We start from the raw sequence: 24,284 nt of genomic DNA, 5'->3' as shown, positions 1-24,284 counted from the left end.
CAGGGCATAGGCAAGACAAAGGGGACCGCCGTGAAGCCCACCATGGCCGCCGCCCAGCTGCGCGGCAGTCTGACGCAGTACCTCACGACGACGTACGCCCTCGCCGACGAGGACACGCGGCGGGCGCTGGAGCGCTTCCTCGGCCACCCCGAGACGGGAATCTTCCGAGGCCCCTACCTCCGGATCAGGACCCCCTTCCACACTGCCGACGACGACTGGCAGCGCGAATTGGAGTGGACGGCCGGGTTCCCAGGTTTCTCCCCCTACCGGCACCAGGCCAAGGCGTGGACCCGGCTCTCCACCCTGCACGGCCCCGCCCAGCCGACGCTGGTGACCACCGGTACCGGCTCCGGCAAGACCGAGTCCTTCCTCATCCCGGTCCTCGACCACTGCCGCCGCCGGCGCGCCCAGGGCCACCGTGGCATCAAGGCGGTCCTGCTGTACCCGATGAACGCGCTTGCCACCGACCAGGCCGGCCGCATCGGCGACTACCTGAGTCGGCCCGAGCTGACTCAGGTCACTGCAGGCCTCTACATCGGTGACCGGCCGGACACCGACTTCCGCCGGGTCATGACCCGGCGCGAGGAAATGCGCGTCACGCCACCCGATGTCCTGATCACGAACTACAAGATGCTCGACCTCCTCCTCCAGCGCGGCGAGGACCGCCCACTGTGGGAGGACGCCGACCTGACCTACGTCGTACTCGACGAGTTCCACACCTACGACGGGGCCCAGGGCACCGACGTGGCCATGCTGCTGCGTCGCCTGGCCGCCGCAACCGGCGCCTCCCGCCCCGGCAAGCCGCTCGGGGCGATCTGCCCCGTCGCGACGTCGGCAACCCTTGGGGAGGGCACGGCCGGCAAGGAGGCCGGCGGCATCCTGGACGTCGCCGCGCGCGTGTTCGGGATGCCGTTTCCGGCCGACGCCGTAGTCGGGGAAGAGCGGATGTCGGCCAAGGAGTTCACGGGCGACGTCGACTACGAGCTGCCCGAGCCTCCGACACCCCAGGAGGTCCTCACCGCCTCAGGCGGTCCCGGTGTGGAGGCCCAGCCCGAGCTGCTGGACCTGGACGGCCTGGCCGCCAAGATGCTGGGCCGATCCGGCCTCGACCCCTTCCGTCTCGGGCGGCTGCTCAAGCGGCACGACTTCACGCAGGGCGTACTGTCACTGCTCGGCGGGGAGCCATTGGACGAGTGGGAGCTACGGGACCGGCTCGCCCGGTTCGGATATGCCTGGGCGCGTACCGCGCGGGAGAATCCGCAGCTCGTGCTCCAGGCCCTGTCCCGGTTCGTCGCCCTGCTGTCGGCGGCACGCAACCCGGACTCCGACGAGCGCAGGCCTCTTCCGCTGCTGCACATCGAAGCCCACCTGTGGGTCCGGCCCGTCACCCGCGTCCTGCGCGGCGTAGGACCGTCCCCGGAGTTCCGCTGGTACGAGGACGACCGGACGGCCGCGCGCCGCGCCGCCCTGAACGCCACCCCCCTCGCCGACGAAGAGCCTGACGGGTCCTCCGGCGGCTGGCCGTCAGCGAGCCGCCCGCAGCCTCTGGCAGGGGCGGATACGGCGGTCCGCCCCGCCGAGGTGCACCTGCCCGCCGTATACTGCCGCAACTGCGGACGCTCCGGCTGGGCGGCACTGTCCCCCGAGACCGACCCCCAGCGGCTGGTCATGGCGCAGGACAAGATCTGGCGAGCCGCCGTGGGCCGGGACAAGCGGCGCATCCGCTACTTCATCTCCGCCACGCAGCGGGAGCGTCAGCAGGTACTCGACGCCCTGACCGGGGCCCGGCCATCGGACGGCGGAGTCGATCCGTTGTCGGTGGTGGTGCTGGACGGCGGACAGGGAACGTACCGGCTGGCGACGTCCGCGGACTCCACCGAACTGATCGATGCCTGGTTCGCGCTCGCGCTGCTCGACAAGAAGACGGCCGACCGGAACGCCAAGGACGACCGCTGCCCGGCCTGCCACACCGACAACAGCATCCGGTTCCTCGGTACGGCGCAGGCAGCTCTCGCCTCGGCCACCGTCACGCAGCTGTTCACCGGCGGCGACATCGCGCTTGTTCCCGAAGAGCGCAAGACGCTGCTCTTCAACGACTCCACCCAGGACGCGGCTCACCGCGCCGGCTATGTCGCCAATGCCTCGTACAAGTTCTCACTGCGATCCCTCCTCGCACACAATCTGGACGAGTCGGGAACCCCCACCGCGCTCAACGACCTCATCGGTCACGTGCTGGAGTCGGTTGACGACCCGGATGCCCTGGCTGCCGTCGTACCGCCCGATCTCCACGACGAGCCGGGAGTCGACCGGCTCCTGTCAGGGCGCGGGACCGGTGATGCCCGTACCTGGAAGCTGATCGGGGAGCGCCTCGCCTTCGCCACCGTGATGGAATTCGGGCTGCGCAGCAGGATGGGGCGCACTCTGGAGCTCACGCGGACCGCCGCGGCCGAGGTCGTCGTGGAGGAGCCCGGTCTGGTCACGGACATCGCCCGCGACCTCCACCTCTCCCTGCCGGGCCAGCTCCTGGCCACGGGCGGGCTGCCCACACCCGAGCGCTACCTGGCCTACGTACGCGGGCTCCTGGAGCGACTCAGGTTGCGCGGTGCGGTGCACCACCGCTGGCTCAACACGTGGATGAAGGAAGCCGGTACGAACCGCTACCTCATCTCCGGACGCAGGCCCGACGGCATGCCCGCCTTCCCCGAAGGTGTCGCTCCCCCCCGGTTCCTGCTGGACGGGCAGAAGGAGAAGTCCGAGTTCGACGCCATCACCGGACGGCTGGGCTGGTACCAGGACTGGACGCGCAGGTGCCTGAACCTGGACGCGGCCGGCGCCACGGAATACCTGCGCAAGCTGCTCCCCGCCCTCGCCGACGCACGGGTGCTCGCGGCACGGACGACCAGCGACCGCCAGACCCGGATCTACGGGCTGCAGCCCGGCCACATCCAGGTGCGGCTGCTCGACGACTCCGTCGTCAACAAGGCCTTCGTCAGCTGCGAGGACTGCGGCTGGCAGCAGGTCCTGCCGCCCGAGCGACTCACCCGCTGGTACGGGCACCCCTGCCCCCGCTACCGGTGCAAGGGACTGCTCACGCCGCCCCAGCCCGGCACGCCCCGCAGTGGTTCGAGCTCCGCCGGGTTCGGTTCGGCCGTGCGCGAGCGTGACTACACCGGCGACTACTACCGTCGGCTCTACCTGACCGGCGGCACCTTCCGGGTGGTCACGGCGGAGCACACGGGCATGCTGAGCCGACCGGAGCGCGAACGCGTCGAACGCAGTTTCAAGGCGGGCACCCACTACACCGACCCCAACGTGCTGTCGTGCACCCCGACGCTGGAACTCGGCATCGACATCGGAGAACTGTCTGCCGTCCTGCTCGGATCACTGCCCGCCGGGCCCGCCAACTACGTGCAGCGGGCGGGCCGGGCCGGCCGCCGGACAGGCAACGCCCTGGTGGTCGCCTTCGGCGGGCGCCGGGCCCGCGATCTCTACTACCTGGATGAGCCGCGCGAGATGATCGCCGGGACGATCCTGCCTCCGGGTTGCTACCTGTCCGCCGTGGAGATCCTGCGGCGGCAGTACACGGCGCGGCTACTGGACCTCGCGGCGCGCGGTGAACTGCGTACCTCGGACGGCGAGACGCTCGCTCCTGTCCCCCGGCTCTCCTCGGCTCTGTTCGGCACCACGGGTTGGTGCGAGGACCTGGCGAACGCGGCGCAGACCCACGGCGCCGCGCTGGTCGAGGAGTTTCTTGGTCTCTTCCCCAACGGCAGCGGACCTGACGCGTCCGACGGCGCGGGGGTCTCCGCGTATGCGGCGGAGGAGCTGAGGGCGTACGCCACCGGTGGGATCGTCCGGGCCCTCCAGGAGGCTGAAGAGGACTGGACGGGGAGGCGCGAGGAGCTCCGGCGCAGGATCGCGGCGATCGACGAGGCTGCCGAGCACCTGGTCAAGACGGACACCGTGCAGGACCGCGAGCGCCGGGAGCTGATCGCCGAGCGGCGCAGCGCCGGGGTCGTGCTGCGTGAGCTGAGCCAGTCCAGTGCCCACGGCACCCTCGTGGAGCTGGGTCTGCTGCCGAACTACAGCCTCACCGACACCACCACCCAGCTGGAGGCGACCCTCTACTGGACGGAGACCCCGGACGACGAGGAGGGCGTACGAGCGGCGCCCGCCGCCGCGGACGCGGCCGGCAAGGTATACCGCAGCGAGACCCGCGACTACGAGCGCTCCCGCAAGCTGGCCCTGACGGAGCTTGCTCCCGGCAACAGCTTCTACGTCAACGGCTACCGGCACATCGTGCGCGCCCTCGACGTCGGCACCCCCGACCGCAGGGCATGGTCGGTCTGGCGGCTCTGCCCGTCGTGCGGGTACGCCCGTACCACCCCCAACGCGAAGGACGACACGAGTCCGTGCTCCCGCTGCGGTGGGCGGGAGATCGCCGATGCGGGTTGTGTGCAGTACGTGCTCCAGCCGCGGCGGGTCATCGCCCGGGACAAGCGCGACGACGCCCGGGTCCGCGACGACCGCGACGAGCGGGACCGTCGGCACTACGCGGTACTGACGACGGTCGACATCGACCCCGAGCGGATCTCCCCAGGTTCCTGGAGGCACGAGACGGCCGTGTTCGGGGTGGACTTCACCCGCCAGGCGAAGATCCGGACCTTCAACCTGGGGCTCGACCGCGAGGAAGGAAGCAGTACCGCACCGCTGGCCGGCGTGGACGTCCGGCTCAATCCCTTCTATGTCTGCACCAGTTGTGGAGGAGCGACGGCAGAGGGGCGTCCTGTGGTGGACGTGGCGCAGCACGCGCTGACGGAGTCGGGTGCCACGAGCCTTCCGGCAGCAGCGCACCACCTGCTGTGGTGCCCCCGCCGCCGGGTCAAGGGAGCTTCCGCGGCCGGTGCGGGCGAGAAGCAGGGCAACGGACAGGACGTACCGCTCCTCCTCGCCCACGAACTGAGCACCGAGGCGGTACGCGTCCTCCTTCCCGCCTCCGTGGCCCGGGCCAAGGAGCGGCTGGCGTCCTTCACCGCCGCCTTGTTCGCGGGGATCGCCGCGCAGTACGGGGGCGACCCGGACCACATCGACATCGCCGAGGCGACGATGCCCGACCACGCGGGTGCCGACGGATCCGACTGGCCGCGGCGCTTCCTCGTGGTCTACGACCGTCTCCCCGGGGGCACCGGCTACCTGCACCGGCTCGCCTCCGCCGAAGGGTTCCGGGATGTGCTCCTCAAGGCGCGCGACGTCATCGAGCGCTGCGGGTGCCTCGAGAAGGGCCTGGACGGCTGCCATCAGTGCCTGCTGCGGCGCGTTCCGGCGGCCGACTACGACAAGGTCAGCCGCAACGAAGTCCGGCAGATGCTGGACGACCTGCTGGGTTCGGACGGGGAGCGCTGGCGCACCTCGCCCGTGGAGACGACCCGGCACATTCCGCTGGAGCGACAGGCGGAGAGCGACCTTGAGATCATGTTCATCGACACCCTCCAGGACTGGGCGAGACTGTCCGAGTCCCAGGCATCCGCGAACGCGTACACCACGTCGGCGGGTACGTACGCCCTGGACCTGAGGCTGACAACCACCGAGGGCAAGACCGTGAGCTGGCGTGTCTCGCAGCAGCGCTCCCTGGACGGAACTCGGCCCGACATACTCCTGGAACGCCTCGACGCGCCGAGCCCGCGGGTCGCCGTGTACCTCGATGGTTTCACCTATCACGCGACCCCCGTACACAACCGGCTGGCCGACGACGCCACCAAGCGGACCGGTCTGCGGGCCAAGGGGCAGCGTGTTTTCCAATTGACGTACGACGACGTCAAGGAATGGCGCGAGCGCGTCCGCGACACCGGCTATGCGGGAGCGGGACCGGTGGACCCGGTCTGGGAGCCGTACGGAACGGATGCGCAGAACCGGGCGCGCGACTACTACAGCCGGGTCGGCAAGGGGCTCCCCGGTGAGCTGTCCGACATCGTGTGGGTCAACCCGGCCCGGCTCCTGCTGGCCTACCTGCGCTCGCCCGACCCTTTGCGCTGGCAGCGACGGGCCGAAGCCGCTGCCGCCGGGCTGATCGGAACGGATGGCGTCCGCGGCGCCGCACTCGGCGGCGAAGACGTCGGTGCCGGCATCCTGAACGCCCTGCGACGCAGCACAGTCACGGGCTCTGCAGGACCCATCCGGCTCCTCCACGGGCCGGATGCTTCCGGCTGCCACCTCGTCCTGGCCGCGGACGGCAGGCGTACCCCGCCCGTGTGGACCGGACTAGCGGTCTTGGACGACAGCGCGGCTGCCTTGGCCGATACGAAGGTGCATCGACGCCGCTGGCGGGGATGGTTGTACTGGAGCAACATCTTCCAGTTCCTGGACCACGGTGGGGGCGACAGTGTGCAGCTCACCGGAAGCCAGCTCGACGGGTTCGCCACCGATGTGCTCACCGTGACCGGTGGCGATGGATGGCTGCCTTCCACTCGGATCGCGACCCCGGCGGCAGAGCCTTCTCTGGTCGGCTCCGCGACGGCCGCTGCCGTGGAAGTCGGCGCTGTCCGCGACAACGAACGAACCACCGCCACCTCCGAGCCGCCCGCAACCCCGGTCGTGGGACGCGATCCGGCCTGGGAGCAGGTGCTGGAGTATCTCGATGCGGACGAGACCGGGCTCGTCGCCCTCGCACGGACGCTGGCCGACGCGGGCGTGCCCGTTCCTCGGGACGGCTACGAGCTCGACGAGCGAGGTTGGCAGGCAGAACTGGCCTGGCCTGCCGTCCGTATCGCAGTGGTCCTGGCACCGCGCTCCAGCGGCCCGGACGCCACAGAACCCGACTACGAGTCCGCCGACCGGGACGCCGCATTCGCGGCAGCCGGCTGGGAAGCGCGCCCTGCCACGGCCTGGGACGCTGCCGACCTACTTGCCCGTTTGACCGGGCAGAACGAGAACCGCAAGAGCACCGACAACGGGGAGCACGGGCGATGAACACCTCGGGCGTGACACTGCGCCTGCTCGACAAGGCCGACAAGGAGATCCTCAGACTCCCCCGCACGGTCAAGGGCGCCTTCTTCGACTTCCAGCACAAGTTCAAGGAGAACCCGTACACCACGACCCTCAAACTCCAGCAGCTCAAGGGTGACAGCAAGCTGTGGTCGGCACGCGTCGGTGACGACTACCGCGCCCTGCTGCTCAAGCTCGCGGAGGACGACTGGCTGATCGTCTCCGTAAAGCACTACGAAGACCTTTACGACCGCCTGTCCTACGGGGTCAACCAGATCACCGGCGGTATCGAGTACGTCGACCTGGAGGTGGTGGAAGAGAGCGTCCTGCGGCGTCTCCCGCCACCTGCCGCGGCAGCAGTACCGGTCAAGCCCCAGGAGCTCTTCGCCGACTGGTCCGACGTCCAGCTGTCGGATCTGGGCGTCGCCGAACCTTTGCTGCCGGTCATCCGTGCCCTCACCACCGTGGACCAGCTGCTCGGGCTGATCGAGTACGCCCCCCAGCTCACGGGTGAGGTCCTCCTGGCCCTCTTCGACGGCAAGTCGTTCGTCGAGGTCCTCGATCAAGTGACGACCCCCGTCGCTGCCACCGAGCCCGTCGACACTGACGACTTTCAGGCGGCTGCCCAGCGTCCGGCCACGGTAGTGACCACTTCTGACGAAGCCCTCCGAGAGGCGCTGGAGGGTGGCGACTTCGGGCGCTGGAAGGTCTTCCTCCACCCCACACAGGCCAAGCTCGTGGAGCGGCGCTACTCGGGTCCGGCCCGGGTCGGAGGCGGCCCGGGCACCGGCAAGACCATCGTCGCACTGCACCGGGTGCGTCACCTCGTGCGCCGCTTGCCGCCCGGTCGTGACAAGCCGGTCCTCTTGACCACGTACAACAAGAACCTCGCCGCAGATCTACGCTCCCGGCTCTTGGACTTGGGTGGTGAAGAGCTCGTGGCCCGAGTCGACGTGAGCCACGTTGACCAGTTGGCCTTGCGCACCGTGCGGGAGGCGGAACCCGGCAGTAGCAAGCGGGCAATAGACGACAGCCAGGCCGTCCGTGAGTGGCGGGCCCTCTTGGACGAGTTGGGGGAAGACGGCTGGGACCCCGAGTTCCTGCATGACGAATGGACCCAGGTGATCCTCGGCCAAGCCGTCGCCACCCGCGCCGACTACTTCCGTGCCCGCCGTGCCGGTCGAGGCCGGAGCATCACCCGGGGCGAGCGTGCCGAGGTCTGGCAGCTCGCGGAACGCTTCACCCAGAGGCTCGACCGCCTCGGACGGCAGACCTGGGACCAGGTGGCCGAGCGTGCCGCGCGGCTGGAGATCGGTCGCGAACAGCGCATCCTCTCCATCGCACGTCAGCGGGAGGAGGTGGGCGGGCTTGACAACATCCATCTCCAGGACGGTTCAGGAGGTTGGCTGCGCTACCGGTACCGGCACATCGTCGTGGACGAGGCACAGGACCTGCGGCCCGCGCATTGGAAGATGCTGCGTGCCATGACCCCGCGCGAAGCCGACGATCTCTTCCTCGTGGGCGACACCCACCAGCGCATCTACAAGAACCAAGTGACGCTGGGAAGCCTGGGCATCAGCATTCGCGGCCGCTCGTCGAAGCTGAGCCTGAACTACCGCACCACGCGTCAGAACCTGCGTTCCGCTCTCGACGTATTGGGCGATACGGAGTACGACGACCTCGACGGCAGCCAGGAGACGTTGGCCGGCTACCGCTCCGTGCTCAGCGGACGACCTCCGGCCCGGCACCCCTACCCCGACTGGGCTCAGGAGCGCGAGGGCATCACGGCGCTCATCAAGAAATGGGATGAAAGTCCCGAATTGGCCATTCCCCACGAGCAGATCGCGATCTGCGTGCCGACGAACCAGATGGCGACCGAGGTCGCCGGTACGCTCGGGCAGCACGGCATCCGTGCGGTGGAAATCCGTGCTGAGGGGCCCAGCGGCGACGGCGGAGTACACATCGGCACGATGTTCCGGTTCAAGGGGCTGGAGTATCAGCGAATGATCATCGCCGGAGTCTCGGACGGTTTGGTCCCCCGCGATGCGGTGAACCAGTTGCGCACCAGCGATCCGGTGCGCTTCCGCCACGAGATGCAGCGAGCGCGCTCCTTGCTGTTCGTGGCAGTCACGCGGGCCCGGGACAGTGTGGACATCTTCTGGCACGCCACCCCCAGTCCCTTCTTGGGACCCTCGTTGACGGGACACGTGTAGGGGGCGGTATCCGCGCGGTGGGGAAGAGGTGCCCTCGGGGCCCTCGTTCCCTCACAGCCCGGAGGGCTTCTCACCCCGGCCGTGCTCCCGCGGCCATGGGCGAGTGACCGGCACAGCCGGGACAGGGTGGCGCGGACGGCGGGGAAGCTGAGTCCTGCGGCAACGGGTGCTCCGCCCCCGGCGCCGTTCGTGGTTCTCCACCGGGCAGCGCAGCGCCTGAAGACCCGGCCATGGCCCGCCCCAAGACCTCTCGCAGCGGGGGACAGACGATTGCGATGCTCAGCAGGCCTGCGACCACCAGCACATCCGTGGCGGCCCCACCACCCGGAAGGACGACCGCCCCCAGGAAGAGGGCCAGGGCCGTCCCCAGCCAACCCGCTCCGCGCATCAGCCGATTTCGCGGCAAGTCTGCGGCCGCCGTGGCTGTGACACCCGGCAAGGGGGCATCGACGAGCAGGTGTGCACTCACGACGACGACGCTGCCGCGCTGTTCGAGGGGATGACTGCTGTGCCGCAAAGCGTCGGAGACGAGATGCGCCAGTTCTTGCACGACCCTTGCACGCTCGTCCCCTTCGGCGAAGAGACAGTTCTCATTGTGCTGAGCGAGCACGGCAATCAGTCGTTCCGTCTCTCTCCTGGCCCGCTCGCGCTCGGTCGACGACAGCTCGCGTGTCGAATGTTTGGCTTGGGCGCGCAGAGCATGGCACAGCCGGCGGAAGGCCTTGCCATGAGTGTCAAGCGCCGAGCCCTGGGCCCACCCCCGGCTCGGCAGCAACAGCACCTCCAAAAAGAGGGCGGCCCTTGTCGCAGCTAGACCGGCCGCGTCAGAAGCCAGGCAAGCCAGTTCGTCGGCAGCCATGAGGCCGATGGACACGGCGCCGTACGCACCGAGACCGGCGAACATCCACAAGGACGTGACCGTGGTTCCGTCCGGAGCCGGCCTCAGCGGCAGGAAGGGCCCGACGACGACAAGGACCGGGCCTACCAGGAATGGAACGGAGGCGTACCGGCCGACGGTGATCCGGTGCCACCTCTGCACGAGCTGGCCCCTATTCGGTCTGCCGCTCTCTGGTACGCCCTGCCGCTCCAGCTCGGTCAGCAGCGCATCAACACGCCGCTCGTGCGCCCGGCGCCGCACACGGCGGATACCGGGGAGCCAGTACACCGCGCGGCCCAGTACACGGGAACGCGTAGACCAGAAAAGGCTGATCCACATGGCCTCGAAGAAGGTCCAGGCACCCCAGTCGAAGGTGATGTCCTTGAACACCGTCCACGTCATGTAGAGCAGAGTGACAGGCGTACGGGACATCCACAGAAGGAAGCCGCCCACGGACAACAGTGCGAATCCACATAGAAGGCAACCGCCTCGGTCGCGCCCCAAGTTGTGGCCGGGCCGATGGGATGGTGCTGCATCGGCGACCTCCAATGCCCACACAACTTGACCTGCCGACTGGTGCGGAGACGGGCGGATCCGAGGCATGGATCGCTCGGACCTCGGGCGTCGGGCCACGTACAGCGACTGGACCCACTCAACGGGACGCTCTGCCTGCCGGGTATTCCCGAACCTCGCGCCGACGATCTCCAGCCGTTCCCGCACGGATGGCCCCCCACGGGCTCGGCTTCTTGAAGCGAGGCACCCTGACAATGTCACGGAGTGTGTTCAGCGAGACCAGCCAGAGTGTGATCCCAACACAGACCGAGCCGACCGCCCGGCACCCGGAAGGGCACCTACCTCGGCAAGATCACAAGCTGCCACGGGAGGCACCCCCCACCCATCCATTGTTGATGGAGCGTCAGGATTCTCCGATCGCGTGCGTCAAACGTGCGTCACGAGCGTCGAATCAGCGTCAAGATATCGCCCACAACGCACACAGCGCCCATAACGCACATTGACCTAACCCGCAGGTCAGATGCCCTTTCCAATGGGTTCAAGGATCGCGACACACTCGACATGATGGGTCATTGGGAAGAGGTCGAAGACGCGGAGGGTGCGGACCTTGTAGCCGTGGTCCTTGAAGTAGCCCAGGTCGCGGGCCAGGGCCGCCGGGTCGCAGGCGACGTAGGCGATGCGGCGGGCCGAGAGGCCGGCGATGTGGCGGACGGTCTGCTTGCCGGCGCCGGCGCGCGGGGGGTCGAGGACGACGAGGTCGCACTCCGTGATGCCGGTCTTGGGCAGGATCGCCTCGACCTTGCCCTGCTCGATGCGGACCCGGGGGAAGTCCTCCAGGTTGTGCCGGGCGTCCTCGACGGCGCGCTTCGTGGACTCGATGCCGAGGACCGCGCCCGTCTCGCCCAGGCGTTCGGCGAGGGCGCCCGCGAAGATGCCGACGCCGCAGTAGAGGTCGAGGGCCATCTCGCCCTTGCGCGGCATCAGGCCCTGCATGACGGCCTTGATCAGGGTGTCAGCGGCCTGCGGGTGGACCTGCCAGAAGCCGCCCATGCCGACGCGGTACGTACGGCCGTCGGCGCGCTCGCGGACGAAGGGGCGGCCGTGGACGCGGTGGACGCCGCCGTCCTTCTCCTCGACCCGCAGGACCGAGACCGGCTTGTCGAGCTCCACGAGGGGGAGCCGGCCGCCCGGGCGGGGGGTCAGGACGACCTGGCGGTCGTTGGAGCCGGAGGCGGCGATCGCCTCGACCGAGGCCATCTGGGGCCAGTCCTGCTTCTCGATGCCCAGCTCGCTGACGCCCGGCGCCGCGATCATGCAGTGGTCGATCAGCTCGATGTCGTGCGAGCGGTGCTTGCGCAGGCCCGCGTTGCCGTCCTCGTCGATCGCGAACTGGACGCGGGTGCGCCACTGCGGGACCTGGCCCGCCGGCAGCTTGTCGCCCTCGGCCGGCATGACGGTGCCGTCCCAGCCGGCCTCCTCCGGGGTGAGCCCGGCGAGCCGCTTCAGCTGCTCGGCGACGACCTCGCCCTTGAGCCGGCGCTGGGCGCCCGGCTTGGCGTGCTGCCAGTCGCAGCCGCCGCACTTGCCGGGGCCGGCGAACGGGCAGGGGGCCGGGACGCGGTCCTTGGAGGCGTCGAGCACGGTGATCGCGTCGGCGCGCAGGAAGCGGGAGTCCACGTCGCCCTCGGTGACCTTCGCGACGACCTTCTCGCCGGGCAGGGTGTGGCGGACGAACAGGACCCGGCCCTCGGCGGTACGGGCGATGCAGTGGCCGCCGTGCGCGACGGGGCCGACCTCGACCTCGTACTCCTCCCCGACCAGTGACTGCTTCTCGTTCTGCTCCGTCATGGCGGGGAGGCTCCAAGGCTAAGAATGATCAAAAATGCGAACGGCCGGACGACCGACCCACCAGTTTACGTGGATCTCGTCCGGCCGTTCACCAACCTGCTCCGAGGCCGCGTACGGCTACTTGCCCGCCGGGTCCCGCGGCCGCGGGGTGTCCACCGGCCCGCGGCGCACCGCGCCCGGCGCGTTCCACTCGGCCCGCTTCTTCGCCCGCCGCTTCGCGAGTTCCGAGGACTCCAGCTGGTACGGCACCGAGGTGACCATCACGCCGGGGGTGAAGAGCAGCCGGCCCTTGAGCCGCAGCGCGCTCTGGTTGTGCAGCAGGTGCTCGTACCAGCGGCCGACGACGTACTCGGGGATGTACACGCTGACGGCGTCGCGCGGGTTCTCGCTGCGCAGCCCCTTCACGTACTCCACGACCGGCCGGGTGATCTCGCGGTACGGGGAGTCGAGGATCTTCAGCGGGACGTTGATCCCGCGCCGCTCCCACTCCTCGCGCAGCACCTTGGTCTCGGCGGCGTCGACGCTGATGCTCACGGCCTCCAGGGTGTCCGAGCGCGTCAGCTTGGCGAAGGCCAGGGCCCGCAGGGTGGGCTTGTGGACCTTCGAGACGAGGACGATCGAGTGGACCCGGGAGGGGCGCACGCTGTCGTCGCTGGGGCCCTCGGCGGCGGCGATCTCGTCGGCCACCCGGTCGTAGTGCTTCCGGATCGCGGTCATCGTGCCGTAGAAGATCACCATGCCGAGCAGCGCGACCCACGCGCCGTGGGTGAACTTGGTGGCCAGTACGACGACCAGCACCAGGCCGGTGAAGAAGGCGCCGAAGGTGTTGATCGCGCGGGAACGCTTCATCCGGCTGCGGGCGGCCTGGTCCTGCTCGGAGCGCAGGTGGCGGTTCCAGTGCCGGACCATGCCGATCTGGCTCAGCGTGAAGGAGACGAACACGCCGACGATGTAGAGCTGGATCAGCTTGGTCGAGTCGGCGTCGTAGATCCAGACCAGCAGGATCGCGGCGCCCGCGAGCAGCACGATGCCGTTGGAGAACGCGAGCCGGTCGCCCCGGGTGTGCAGCTGGCGCGGCAGGTAGCGGTCCTGGGCGAGGATCGAGCCGAGCAGCGGGAAGCCGTTGTACGCGGTGTTCGCGGCCAGGAACAGCACGAGCGCGGTGGCGGTCGCGAGCACGATGAACAGGAAGCTGCCGTTGCCGAAGACGGCCTCGGCGACCTGGGAGATCACGGGGTGCTGGACGAAGTCGGGACCGACGGGGACGCCGTTGTCCAGCAGGTTCGTCGCGGGCGCCTCGGCCATCTTCACGTCGGTGGCCATGGCCAGGCCGATGATCCCGCAGAACATGGTGACCGCCAGGATGCCCATGAGGGCGAGGGTGGTGGCCGCGTTCTTGCTCTTGGGCTTGCGGAAGGCGGGGACGCCGTTGCTGATGGCCTCGACGCCGGTCAGTGCGGCACATCCGGAGGAGAAGGCCCGGAGCAGCAGGAACACCAGCGCGAAGCCGGCCAGCCCCTGGTGTTCGGCCTTGATTTCCAGACCGGCGGTCGGGGCTTCCATGGAATCGCCCATGACGAGGCCGCGCCAAGCGCCCCAGGCGATCATCACGAAGACGGCGCCGACGAAAACGTAGGTCGGGATGGCGAAGAGCTTCCCGGATTCCTTCACGCCGCGCAGATTCATCAGCGTGAGGAGCAAAATCATGATCGTCGCGGAGAGCACCTTGTGCTCAATGACGAAATCAACGGCGGAGCCGAGGTTCTCGACTCCGGAAGAGATCGACACCGCGACGGTGAGGACGTAGTCGACGAGCAGGGCGCTGGCCACGGTGAGACCGGCCTTGGGCCCGAGGTTGGTGTTGGCGACCTCGTAGTCACCGCCGCCGCTCGGGTAGGCGTGGACGTTCTGGCGGTAGGAGGCGACCACGGTGAACATCAGCACGACGACCGCGAGCGCGATCCAGGGGCTGAAGTGGTACGCCGACACGCCCGCGATCGACAGGACCAGCAGGACCTCGCCGGGGGCGTAGGCCACCGAGGAGAGCGGGTCGGACGCGAAGACAGGAAGGGCGATCCGCTTGGGGAGGAGTGTTTCTCCGAGGCGGTCGCTGCGTAGCGCCCTGCCGATCAGGATCCGTTTGGGCACGTCGGTCAGTTTGGACACGCAGAGGATCGTAAGCGTTCGAAATCGGCCTGACGAACCCCCCACCCCATATCCAGGGCAATGAGGCCCCGACTGCACCGCAAGAAGCCCCGTGGGTGACCGCCCGTGTGTAGCTTGGGCCATGGTCTGAGACCCTGTTAAGCCAGAGCATGCAATGAGGCTGGGAACCAGCGCGCCGCTGGCAGCCGGAAGGACGGCCGTGCACATCGTCATCATGGGCTGCGGAAGAGTGGGCTCCGCCCTCGCGCAGACCCTGGAACAGCAGGGGCATACGGTCGCCGTCGTCGACCAGGACCCCACCTCATTCCGCCGGCTGGGCGCCGGTTTCGGCGGCCGCCGGGTCACCGGCGTCGGCTTCGACCAGGACACCCTGCGGGAGGCCGGAATCGAGGAGGCGGGCGCCTTCGCGGCAGTCAGCAGTGGTGACAATTCCAACATCATCGCTGCCCGCGTGGCCCGCGAGATGTTCGGCGTCGAGAACGTCGCGGCCCGCATCTACGACCCCAAGCGCGCCGAGGTCTACCAGCGGCTCGGCATCCCCACCGTCGCGACCGTGCGGTGGACCGCCGACCAGATGCTGCGCCGGCTGCTGCCCTCGGGCGCGGAGCCGCTGTGGCGCGACCCGAGCGGCGGCGTCCAGCTCGCCGAGGTGCACACGTCCGCCGCCTGGATCGGGCACAAGGTCAGCAAGCTGCAGGAGGAGACCGGCGTGCGCGTGGCCTTCCTCACCCGGCTGGGCGAGGCGATGCTGCCGACCTCCCAGACCGTGCTGCAGGAGGGCGACCTCGTCCACGTGATGATGCGTACGGACGAGATCGCCAAGGTCGAGGAGGCTCTCGCAGAGGGTCCCGAGGAGGCACACGCATGAGGGTCGCGATCGCCGGAGCCGGCGCCGTGGGTCGCTCCATCGCGGGCGAGCTGCTGGAGAACGGCCACGAGGTGCTGCTGGTCGACAAGGCGCCGACCGCCATCTCGGTGGAGCGGGTGCCGCAGGCCGAGTGGCTGCTGGCCGACGCCTGCGAGATCACCTCGCTGGACGAGGCCGCGCTGCAGCGCTGCAACGTGGTCATCGCCGCGACGGGCGACGACAAGGTCAACCTGGTCGTCTCGCTGCTGGCCAAGACCGAGTACGGGGTCCCCCGCGTCGTGGCGCGGGTCAACAACCCCAAGAACGAGTGGCTCTTCAACGAGTCCTGGGGCGTCGACGTCGCCGTCTCGACCCCGCGCCTGATGTCGGCGCTGGTCGAGGAGGCCGTGAGCGTCGGCGACCTGGTGCGGCTGCTGCGCTTCAGCCACGGCGACGCCAACCTCGTCGAACTGACCCTGCCGGCCGACTCCTCGGTCGCGGGCACCCAGATCAGCGAGATCTCCTGGCCCGAGGACACCTCGCTCGTCACGATCATCCGGGGCAACCGGGTGCTCACCCCGCACGGCGAGGAGACCCTGGAGCCGGGCGACGAGCTCCTCTTCGTGGCCGCCCAGGCCCGCGAGGAGCAGTTGGAGGACCTCCTCCAGGCCCGCAACTGACACGGCGCGGCACGCGAGCACGCGAAAGGGGCGGGGCGGCCGATCGGCCGCCCCGCCCCTTTCGTTCGCCCGTGAAGGAGCGCCTTATCCGGCCGCGGACCTGCGGGCCCTCTCGGCGGCCTTCTCGGCCTCCTCCTTGGCCTCCCACTCCGCGATCACGTCGATCGGCGGCGGCGCCTTCGCCAGGAACACCCAGGTGAAGTACACCGCGAGCACCATCGGCGGGAGCTTCAGCGCGATCAGCACCCAGCCCAGCTGCGTCGCGTCACCCCACCAGTACAGCGGGAAGAGGATCGCGTACTTGGCGAGGAAGATGATGCCCCAGGCCAGGCTGGCCTTGGTGTACGCCTTCTTGCGCCCGGGGTTGCGGGTGCGCCAGGACAGGTTCTCCTTGAACACCGGCCCCAGGACCACGCCGAGCAGCGGGAAGCCGACCAGCGCGGACAGCGTGAACGCCACGCCGAGGCCGGCGCCGTAGATCATGCCCGGCAGGTAGAAGCCCTTGGCGGAGCCGGTGAAGAGGGCGAAGGCCACGCCGACGCCGACGCCGAAGACGCCGCTGAAGGCGTGCTTGACGGTGTCCTTGCGCAGCAGCCGCACGATCACGAGCAGGACCGCGACGCCGCCCGCCGCGATGGCGGACATCCTCACGTCCTTGTTGATCGTGTAGATCATCACGAAGAGCAGCCCGGGCAGCATCGTCTCCACGGTGCCCCGGATGCCTCCGAACGCGTCGAAGAGCGCTGCCTGGGTCACGGCCTTCTGGTCCTCGGAAGGCTCTCCGGCGGGGTCCGGGGTGATCGGTTTGTCGAATGACGTCACCGGTTACTGCTCCTGTCCGAGCGGTCGGAGTTCGTACTTCGGGTTGAAGAGCACCCGGCGCCCATGGCTCATCGAGATCCGTCCGGAGGCGATCATGCGCCGCCCCGGTTCGATTCCCACGATCGAGCGACGTCCGAGCCACACCACGTCCAGTGCGGCGGAGCCGTCGAAGAGCTCCGCCTCCAGGGCCGGTACGCCCGCCCGCGGCCGCAGGGTCACGGTGCGCAGGGTTCCGGTCACCTTGACTATCTGGCGGTCGTGCGAGTCGCAGATCCGCGTGCACCCCGCGGCTTCTGCGGCCTCTTGCAGCTCCGCCGAATGCAGCTCCTCCTGCGAGGTGGACAGCCGCTCTATCATCCGGCGGAACCGGCCCGCCGGCCTTGCCGGTTTCGCGGGCTTCTCGGGACGCGGTTCAGCACTCATAGAGGAAGCCTACCGGCGCCGCCACTACCGCTCGAAGCGGTATCCCATGCCCGGTTCGGTGATGAAGTGCCGCGGATGCGAGGGGTCCGCTTCGAGCTTGCGGCGCAGCTGAGCCATGTACACCCGCAGGTAGTTGGTCTCCGTGCCGTACGAGGGGCCCCAGACCTCCTGGAGGAGCTGCTTCTGGCTGACGAGCTTGCCGCCGTTGCGGACGAGGACCTCCAGCAGGTGCCACTCGGTCGGGGTCAGGCGTACGTCGCGTCCCTCGCGGACGGCCTTCTTGGCCGCCAGGTCCACCGTGAAGTCCTCGGTCTCGACGACCACCTCGTCCCCGCCGGCGCCGGCGGCCGGCTCCGCGCGGCGGACGGCGGCGCGCAGCCGTGCCAGCAGCTCGTCCATGCCGAAGGGCTTGGTGACGTAGTCGTCGGCGCCGGCGTCGAGGGCCTCGACCTTCTCGTCGGAGCTGTGGCGGGCCGACAGGACCAGGATCGGCACCCGGGTCCAGCCGCGCAGGCCCTTGATCACCTCGACGCCGTCCATGTCGGGCAGGCCGAGGTCGAGGACGACCACGTCGGGGTGGCGGGCCGCGGCCAGCTCCAGGGCCTGGGCCCCGTCGGCGGCGGCGTCGACCTCGTACTTGCGTGCCTTCAGGTTGATCACGAGGGCTCGGACGATCTGGGGCTCGTCGTCCACCACGAGCACTCGGGTCATTGAGGGCCTGCCTTCTGTCGTATCGGTTCGAGGTCTGCGGGGCCGGGGCGGTCTTCGCCGTCCACCGTGACATGGGGCGGTGTCCTGTCGCGCGTCACCGCACGCAGGGTGAGCACCATGGTGAGGCCGCCCCCGGGGGTGTCCTCGGCCGCGAGGGTGCCGTCCATGGCCTCCGCGAACCCGCGGGCCACCGCCAGCCCGAGCCCCACCCCGGCCCCGCGCGGCGCGTCCCCGTGCCGCTGGAACGGGGCGAAGATCCGGTCCTTGGCCTCGTCGGGGACGCCGGGCCCGCGGTCCACGACCCGTACCTCGACCCGGTCGCCGAGGAAGCTGGCCGCCACCAGCACCGGCTCCCCGGGCGGGCTGTACTTCACGGCGTTCTCCACCACGTTGGCCACGGTCCGCTCCAGCAGCCCCGGGTCCACCGCCACCATCGGCAGCGACTCCGGCACGTCCAGCACCACGCTGTCCTCCGGTACGCCGCCCAGCGCCATCGGGACCACCTCGTCGAGGTCGATCTCCCGGATCAGCGGGGTCACGGTGCCGGTCTGCAGGCGGGACATGTCCAGCAGGTTCCCCACCAGGTGGTCGAGGCGGTCGGCGCCGTCCTCGATCCCTTCGAGGAGCTCGGCCCGGTCCTCCTCGGACCACTCCACGTCGTCGGAGCGCAGGGAGGACACGGACGCCTTGATGGAGGCCAGCGGGGTCCGCAGGTCATGGCTGACGGCGGCCAGCAGAGCGGTCCGGATCCGGTTGCCCTCCGCCAGCCGGCGCGCCTCCTCGGCCTCGCCGACCAGCCGCTGGCGGTCCAGCACCACGACGGCCTGCGCGGCGAACGCCCCGAGCACCCGCCGGTCCTCGGCGGGCAGCACCCGCCCGGACAGGGCCAGCGCCATGTGATCGCCGATCGGCATGTCCACGTCGGCGTCCTCGGGCCGGGTGACCGGGCTCGGCCCGACGCTGCCGGCGGGCTTCCACGGCTCGACGTCGCCGGCGCGCTCCAGCAGGGCCACCGATTCCATCGCGAAGGTCTCGCGCACCCGCTCCAGCAGCGCGTCCAGGGTGTGCTCGCCGCGCAGCACGCTCCCGGCCAGGAAGGAGAGGATCTCCGACTCGGCCCGCAGCCGCGCGGCCTGGTGGGTGCGCCGGGCGGCCAGGTCGACCACCGAGGCGACGGAGACCGCCACCCCGAAGAAGACCGCGATGGCCACGATGTTCTTGGGATCGGAGACGGTGAACCGGTGCAGCGGCGGCGCGAAGAAGTAGTTCAGCAGCAGCGAGCCGACGGCCGCCGAGGCCAGCGCCGGGAACAGCCCGCCGAGCAGCGCCGCGGCCACGGTCAGCGACAGGAACAGCAGCATGTCGTTGGCGAGGCCGAGGTCGGCGTCCACGTGCGTGAGCAGCACGGCCAGCAGGACGGGGAAGACCACCCCCACCACCCAGCCGGCGATGATCCTGGTCCGGCCGAGCCGGGCCGCCGAGCGGACCACGGGCAGCCCGCGGCCCTTGGCGACGTGCTCGTGGGTGACGATGTGCACGTCGAGGTCGGGTCCCGAGTCCCGGGCCACGCCGGCGCCGACACCGGGGCCGAAGACGTACTGCCAGGCCTTGCGGCGGCTGGAGCCGAGCACGATCTGGGTGGCGTTGACCCCGCGGGCGAAGGCGAGGAGAGCGTCCGGAACGTTGTCGCCGATGACATGGTGGAACGTTCCGCCAAGGTCCTCGACCAGGGTCCGCTGGACCGCGAGCTCCTTCGGGGAGGCCGCAGTGAGCCCGTCGCTGCGGGCGATGTAGACGGCGAGCACCTCGCCGCCCGCGCCCTTCTCGGCGAGCCGGGCGGCGCGCCGGATCAGCGTGCGCCCCTCGGGGCCGCCGGTGAGGCCGACGACGATCCGCTCCCGGGCCTGCCAGGTGGAGCGGATGCCGTGCTCGCCGCGGTACTGCTGGAGGTACTCGTCGGCCCGGTCGGCGACCCACAGCAGCGCGAGCTCGCGCAGCGCGGTCAGGTTGCCGGGGCGGAAGTAGTTGGACAGCGCCGCGTCGACCTTGTCGGGCTTGTATATGTTCCCGTGCGCCATCCGCCGGCGCAGGGCCTGCGGGGACATGTCCACGAGCTCGATCTGGTCGGCGCGCCGGACCACCTCGTCGGGCACGGTCTCGCGCTGGCGCACCCCGGTGATCGACTCGACCACGTCCCCGAGGGACTCCAGGTGCTGGATGTTCACGGTGGTGACGACGTCGATGCCGGCCCGCAGGAGCTCCTCCACGTCCTGCCAGCGCTTGGCGTTGCGCGAGCCCGGCACGTTGGTGTGCGCCAGCTCGTCCACCAGCGCGATCGCGGGCCGGCGGGCCAGCACCGCGTCCACGTCCATCTCCGTGAACCCGGCGCCCCGGTACGACAGCGCCCTGCGCGGCACCTGGTCCAGGCCGTGCAGCATGACCTCGGTGCGCGGCCGCCCGTGGTGCTCGACGAAGCCCACGACGCAGTCGGCGCCCCGCTCCACCCGGCGGTGGGCCTCGGAGAGCATCGCGTACGTCTTGCCCACACCGGGTGCCGCGCCGAGGTAGATCCGAAGCTTGCCGCGTCCCATGCGCTCATTCTCGGGGACGTTCGCCCCGTTCACGCACCTGTGCGGGGCTTTACGGCCATCCCTGACGCACCCTTGACGCCGCCGGTCCCCGGGTACGCGAAAGGCCGGTGGGCCGTCCCCCCGAAGGAGTACGGCCCACCGGCCGCAAACACGTGTACGCGGGCGTACGGCGGGAGCCCCGCGGCCCCCGCCGGCGGGGCCGGCGTCAGCGGACCTCGGTGATCTCCGGGCCGCGCTCCAGCTGGCCCATGCCGCCGCCGAAGCGGGAACCCTCGGGCTCCTCGGTCGTCTGCACGCCGTCCGGCACCATCTGGGCGTCGTTGGGCAGCTTCAGGACGATCGGGTCGCGCGGGGCCATCGGGCCGTCGCCGCGCACGACGACGGTGTCCCGGAAGATCTGCTCCAGCACCCCGGCCGAGTCGGGGCGCACCGCGCCCTGACCGGAGATGACACCGCGCAGGAACCAGCGCGGGCCGTCGACGCCGACGAAGCGCACCAGCTGGGCGCCGGTCTGGCCGTCGGGCAGCGGGACGGGGACCTGCGCGCGCAGCTCCCAGCCCAGCGGGCCCTCGGCCTCGTCGATGATGCCGCCCTGCTGGGTGATGCCCGAGGCGATCTCCTCGCGGACCTCGCCCCAGATGCCTTCCTTCTTGGGCGCCGCGAAGGCCTGCAGCTGCACGGCGCTGTCGCCGAGGACCACGGTCGCTGCCACGATCGCGTCACCCGCGACCTCGACACGCAGCTCCATGCCCTCGACACCGGGTACGAGAATGCCGCCCAGGTCCACCCGGCCGTCCTCGGGGTTGCCGAGCACCTCGGAGACGTCCCAGGGGCCGTCCGGCCGCGGGGCCGGCGGCAGGTTCACCCTGCGCGGCGTGGCGGAGGCGTCGAGGTCTTCGGCGCCGTCCCGCTCATCGGCGTGCGCGCCGTCGACGACCTGCTCGGCCGCGCCGCCGTCGTTGACGGAGTCGTTCTTCTTGCGACGTCCGAACACGTCACTGTCCTTCCCGGTCGGTTACGACCGAAGCGTAGCCATTCCCACCCTGCTGACCAGCGCCGGATCCGGCCACGGCCGCATGACCGCCGGTGGAGCCGAAACCCCCCTCGGCCCGGGCCGAGCCGGGAAGTTCCGCCACCTCGTGGAAGCGCACCTTCTCGACCCGCTGGACAACCAGCTGGGCAATGCGGTCGAAACGCTCGAACCTGACGCTCTCGCGCGGGTCGAGATTGACCACGATCACCTTGATCTCCCCACGGTACCCGGCATCCACCGTCCCCGGGGCATTCACGAGCGCGAGCCCGCAGCGGGCGGCCAGGCCCGAACGCGGGTGCACGAAGGCGGCGTAGCCGTCGGGCAGCGCGATCGAGATGCCCGTGGGTAGTACGGCGCGCTCTCCGGGCTCCAGCTCGGCGGCCTCGGTGGTCACCAGGTCGCAGCCGGCGTCGCCGGGGTGGCCGTACGCCGGGATCGGGACCTCCGGGTCGACGCGGCGGATCAGCACGTCGACCGGGGCGGGGTTGCTCAGGGACATCAGGGGTTCACCTCAAAGGCGCGTGCGCGCCTGACCTGGTCCGGTTCGGCCATGGCCGCCCGGATCTCCTCGGGCCGACCGTTCTCGATGAAGTGGTCGACCTTCACTTCGATGAAGAGGGCGTCGGCGCGGACCGCGACCGGGCCCTCGGGGCCGCCTATCCGCCCGACCGCCGTGCTGTAGATCTTCCGGCCGGCCACGGCGGTGACCTCGGCCTCCAGGTACAGCACGGTGCCCACGGGGACGGGCCGCAGGTAGTCGGTCTCCAGCCGTCCCGTCACGGCGATGACGCGCAGCAGCCAGTTCAGCGAGCCCAGCGTCTCGTCGAGCGCGGTGGCCAGCACGCCGCCGTGGGCGAGGCCGGGCGCGCCCTGGTGGGCGGTCTTGACGGTGAACTCGGCGGTGACGCGCACGCCCTCGCCGGCCCGCGACTCCAGGTGCAGCCCGTGCGGCTGGTCCTCGCCGCAGCCGAAGCAGTGCTCGTAGTGCGCGCCGAGCAGCTCGCCGGGGGCCGGGGCATCGGGGTGCCGTACCGGCGCGGTGGCGTCCGCCGGGGGCGTCAACGCTGTGTTTCGTCCACTCACAGCCGCAGACCTTACCCGCGCGGCTACCCACCGGTCGCCCCGTGGCAGGCTTGAGGCCATGCAGCCCTCCCCCGCGCACCACGACGAACGTCTCACCGCCCCCCGTTCCTGGTGGGGCGTCGCCGCTCTGACCGGTCTGGCCTGCGCGCTCATGCTGCTGCCGCTGGGCGGGCTGGCGCTGCTGGCCGGTCTGGTCGGCGGCGGCGCGCTGGCGGGTGCGCTGGTCAGTTCGTACGGTTCCGCGCGCGTGCGCGTGGTGAACGGCGTGCTGGCGGCGGGCGACGCCCGGATCCCGGCGACGGCGCTGGGCGAACCGGAGGTGCTGGACGCGGAGGAGGCCCGCGCCTGGCGGACGTACAAGGCCGACGCGCGCGCCTTCATGCTGCTGCGCGGCTACATTCCGACGGCGGTCCGCGTCGAGGTCACCGACCCGGCGGACCCGACCCCGTACGTGTACCTCTCGACCCGGGAGCCGCAGGCGCTGGTGGCGGCGCTGCGGGCGGCGAAGGCCGCTGCCCCGGCCGGTCCGGCGGGCTGAGGCCGGCCGCGCCGGGCCGCGCTCAGCCGCGCGCGTCCGCGCCGGGGTCTTCGGGTGCGGCCCCGAGGGGCCCGGGAAGGGGCTGGGCGGGCTGTTCCAGGGGCGGGAGAGCGCTCAGGGCCTCCCAGGCCACGGCGTGCTTGCGCAGGTCGGTACGGACCTTCTCAGCGAGCTTGCGGGTGTCGCGGCGGTTCATGACGGCGCCGACGGCCGCGCCCACCATGAACGGCATCAGGTTGGGAAGGTCGCGGAACATCCGCTTCACGATCTGCTGGCGCAGCTCGCGCTTCATCTGACCGCCGAGCGCCGCGTTCAGCGTCGTCGGCTTGGTCAGGTCGATCCCGCGTTCCTCGGTCCACGCGGTCAGGTAGGCGAGGCTGCGTTCCCCGAGGTTTCCGGCCGGCCGCCGGCCGTACACCTCGTGGAGTTCGGCGACGAGCTTGAGCTCGATCGCCGCGACCGAGGTGATCTCGGCCGCCAGTTCCGCCGGCATGGCGGGCGGCACCGGCAGCATGGCCGCCGCGCCGATCCCCGCGCCCACGGTCGAGGTGGCGTTGGCGGCGCCCGCGATCAGCTTGTCGGCGAGCTGATCGGGACCGAGGCCCGGGAACTGCGCGCGCAGCGTCGCGAGGTCCCGAACCGGAACGCGCGGGGCGATGTCGATGATCCGGTCGGCGATGTACAGGACCACGGCCCTGATGCCCGCGCCGAACCCCGCGCCACCCTTGCGCATGCCGTCACGGACGGCTTGCATCCGACGGGCCCCGCCGGTGCCTCGGGACCCCTCGCCGGCCGCTGTGGCCGACGGCACCGCCGCTGTGGTGCCGGAGGGTACGGCGGGTACGCCGGGGGCTCCAGGGCCCGTTTCCGGGCCCGTGGCTCCCGCCTGCGTCTCCGCCGGATCACCTGATTTCCGGAAGCGCATCTTCCGGAAGGGCGTCGAGCCTGTCACGGCCCT

Annotated in this window: 16 protein-coding genes; 5 read left to right on the top strand and 11 right to left on the bottom strand. The window is 70.4% G+C overall.

Annotated elements, in window-relative coordinates:
* Positions 1-30 precede the first annotated feature (30 nt).
* Positions 31-6,966 carry a DEAD/DEAH box helicase gene (locus IE248_RS06165; RefSeq protein WP_190030125.1) on the top strand — a complete coding sequence of 2,312 codons (6,936 nt, stop codon included), beginning with the start codon at positions 31-33 and terminating at the stop codon, positions 6,964-6,966.
* Positions 6,963-9,194 (top strand): UvrD-helicase domain-containing protein, encoded by a 2,232-nt coding sequence (locus tag IE248_RS06160; RefSeq protein WP_190030124.1) that lies wholly within the window; start codon positions 6,963-6,965, stop codon positions 9,192-9,194. Before IE248_RS06165 ends, IE248_RS06160 begins: the two co-directional genes overlap by 4 nt.
* Positions 9,195-9,264: 70 nt before the next feature.
* Here IE248_RS06160 and IE248_RS06155 read toward each other — a convergent pair whose 3' ends face one another.
* The 3 genes from IE248_RS06155 to IE248_RS06145 form a co-directional block, all read right to left on the bottom strand.
* Positions 9,265-10,473: a hypothetical protein gene (locus IE248_RS06155; RefSeq protein ID WP_190030123.1), complete on the bottom strand. Its 1,209-nt coding sequence runs from the start codon at positions 10,471-10,473 to the stop codon at positions 9,265-9,267.
* Between the two features lie 627 nt (positions 10,474-11,100).
* Entirely contained in the window at positions 11,101-12,432 is a 1,332-nt protein-coding gene (locus IE248_RS06150) for a class I SAM-dependent RNA methyltransferase (RefSeq protein ID WP_190030122.1), read from the bottom strand.
* A gap of 117 nt (positions 12,433-12,549) precedes the next feature.
* Complete coding sequence (locus tag IE248_RS06145) at positions 12,550-14,598, bottom strand: APC family permease (protein ID WP_073796383.1); 2,049 nt, start codon at positions 14,596-14,598, stop codon at positions 12,550-12,552.
* A 199-nt stretch (positions 14,599-14,797) separates the two neighbouring features.
* Here IE248_RS06145 and IE248_RS06140 point away from each other — a divergent pair, with 199 nt between their 5' ends.
* Complete coding sequence (locus tag IE248_RS06140) at positions 14,798-15,466, top strand: potassium channel family protein (RefSeq protein WP_073796382.1); 669 nt, start codon at positions 14,798-14,800, stop codon at positions 15,464-15,466.
* Positions 15,463-16,125 (top strand): potassium channel family protein, encoded by a 663-nt coding sequence (locus tag IE248_RS06135; protein WP_008741344.1) that lies wholly within the window; start codon positions 15,463-15,465, stop codon positions 16,123-16,125. The genes IE248_RS06140 and IE248_RS06135 overlap by 4 nt, the downstream gene beginning before the upstream one ends.
* A gap of 84 nt (positions 16,126-16,209) precedes the next feature.
* On the opposite strand, the gene IE248_RS06130 is transcribed toward IE248_RS06135, so the two are convergent.
* From IE248_RS06130 to IE248_RS06100, 7 genes are all read right to left on the bottom strand, one after another.
* The gene (locus IE248_RS06130; protein ID WP_037798277.1) at positions 16,210-16,947 is read right to left on the bottom strand and encodes a DUF3159 domain-containing protein; all 738 of its coding nucleotides are present in this window, start codon (positions 16,945-16,947) and stop codon (positions 16,210-16,212) included.
* Positions 16,948-16,950: 3 nt separating this feature from the next.
* Positions 16,951-17,370: an OB-fold nucleic acid binding domain-containing protein gene (locus IE248_RS06125; RefSeq protein WP_073777162.1), complete on the bottom strand. Its 420-nt coding sequence runs from the start codon at positions 17,368-17,370 to the stop codon at positions 16,951-16,953.
* A gap of 24 nt (positions 17,371-17,394) precedes the next feature.
* Entirely contained in the window at positions 17,395-18,081 is a 687-nt protein-coding gene (locus tag IE248_RS06120; RefSeq protein WP_037798274.1) for a response regulator, read from the bottom strand.
* Positions 18,078-20,672: a DUF4118 domain-containing protein gene (locus tag IE248_RS06115; RefSeq protein WP_079196055.1), complete on the bottom strand. Its 2,595-nt coding sequence runs from the start codon at positions 20,670-20,672 to the stop codon at positions 18,078-18,080. Before IE248_RS06115 ends, IE248_RS06120 begins: the two co-directional genes overlap by 4 nt.
* A gap of 205 nt (positions 20,673-20,877) precedes the next feature.
* On the bottom strand, positions 20,878-21,666 hold the full coding sequence (locus tag IE248_RS06110; RefSeq protein ID WP_073796380.1) for a DUF3710 domain-containing protein: 789 nt from the start codon (positions 21,664-21,666) through the stop codon (positions 20,878-20,880).
* A gap of 1 nt (position 21,667) precedes the next feature.
* Complete coding sequence (gene dut, locus IE248_RS06105; RefSeq protein ID WP_037793096.1) at positions 21,668-22,204, bottom strand: dUTP diphosphatase; 537 nt, start codon at positions 22,202-22,204, stop codon at positions 21,668-21,670.
* Complete coding sequence (locus tag IE248_RS06100; protein WP_008741348.1) at positions 22,204-22,788, bottom strand: PaaI family thioesterase; 585 nt, start codon at positions 22,786-22,788, stop codon at positions 22,204-22,206. Before IE248_RS06100 ends, dut begins: the two co-directional genes overlap by 1 nt.
* Positions 22,789-22,846: 58 nt before the next feature.
* Here IE248_RS06100 and IE248_RS06095 point away from each other — a divergent pair, with 58 nt between their 5' ends.
* Positions 22,847-23,326 carry a DUF3093 domain-containing protein gene (locus tag IE248_RS06095; protein ID WP_190030121.1) on the top strand — a complete coding sequence of 160 codons (480 nt, stop codon included), beginning with the start codon at positions 22,847-22,849 and terminating at the stop codon, positions 23,324-23,326.
* 22 nt (positions 23,327-23,348) lie between these two features.
* Here IE248_RS06095 and IE248_RS06090 read toward each other — a convergent pair whose 3' ends face one another.
* A complete protein-coding gene (locus IE248_RS06090) occupies positions 23,349-24,278 on the bottom strand; it encodes a hypothetical protein (RefSeq protein ID WP_047960726.1) in 930 nt (309 codons plus the stop codon).
* Positions 24,279-24,284 lie beyond the last annotated feature (6 nt).

It is taken from the genome of Streptomyces goshikiensis (assembly GCF_014650555.1).
GTDB lineage: Bacteria > Actinomycetota > Actinomycetes > Streptomycetales > Streptomycetaceae > Streptomyces > Streptomyces goshikiensis.
This window is presented reverse-complemented; position numbering and strand designations above follow the sequence as displayed.

Coding starts and splice junctions, on each gene's coding strand:
- dut (WP_037793096.1), bottom strand. CDS start 22,204: ATGTCCCTGAGCAACCCCGCCCCGGTCGACGTGCTGATCCGCCGCGTC.
- IE248_RS06155 (WP_190030123.1), bottom strand. CDS start 10,473: ATGACGTGGACGGTGTTCAAGGACATCACCTTCGACTGGGGTGCCTGG.
- IE248_RS06160 (WP_190030124.1), top strand. CDS start 6,963: ATGAACACCTCGGGCGTGACACTGCGCCTGCTCGACAAGGCCGACAAG.
- IE248_RS06150 (WP_190030122.1), bottom strand. CDS start 12,432: ATGACGGAGCAGAACGAGAAGCAGTCACTGGTCGGGGAGGAGTACGAG.
- IE248_RS06125 (WP_073777162.1), bottom strand. CDS start 17,370: ATGAGTGCTGAACCGCGTCCCGAGAAGCCCGCGAAACCGGCAAGGCCG.
- IE248_RS06115 (WP_079196055.1), bottom strand. CDS start 20,672: ATGGGACGCGGCAAGCTTCGGATCTACCTCGGCGCGGCACCCGGTGTG.
- IE248_RS06095 (WP_190030121.1), top strand. CDS start 22,847: ATGCAGCCCTCCCCCGCGCACCACGACGAACGTCTCACCGCCCCCCGT.
- IE248_RS06120 (WP_037798274.1), bottom strand. CDS start 18,081: ATGACCCGAGTGCTCGTGGTGGACGACGAGCCCCAGATCGTCCGAGCC.
- IE248_RS06135 (WP_008741344.1), top strand. CDS start 15,463: ATGAGGGTCGCGATCGCCGGAGCCGGCGCCGTGGGTCGCTCCATCGCG.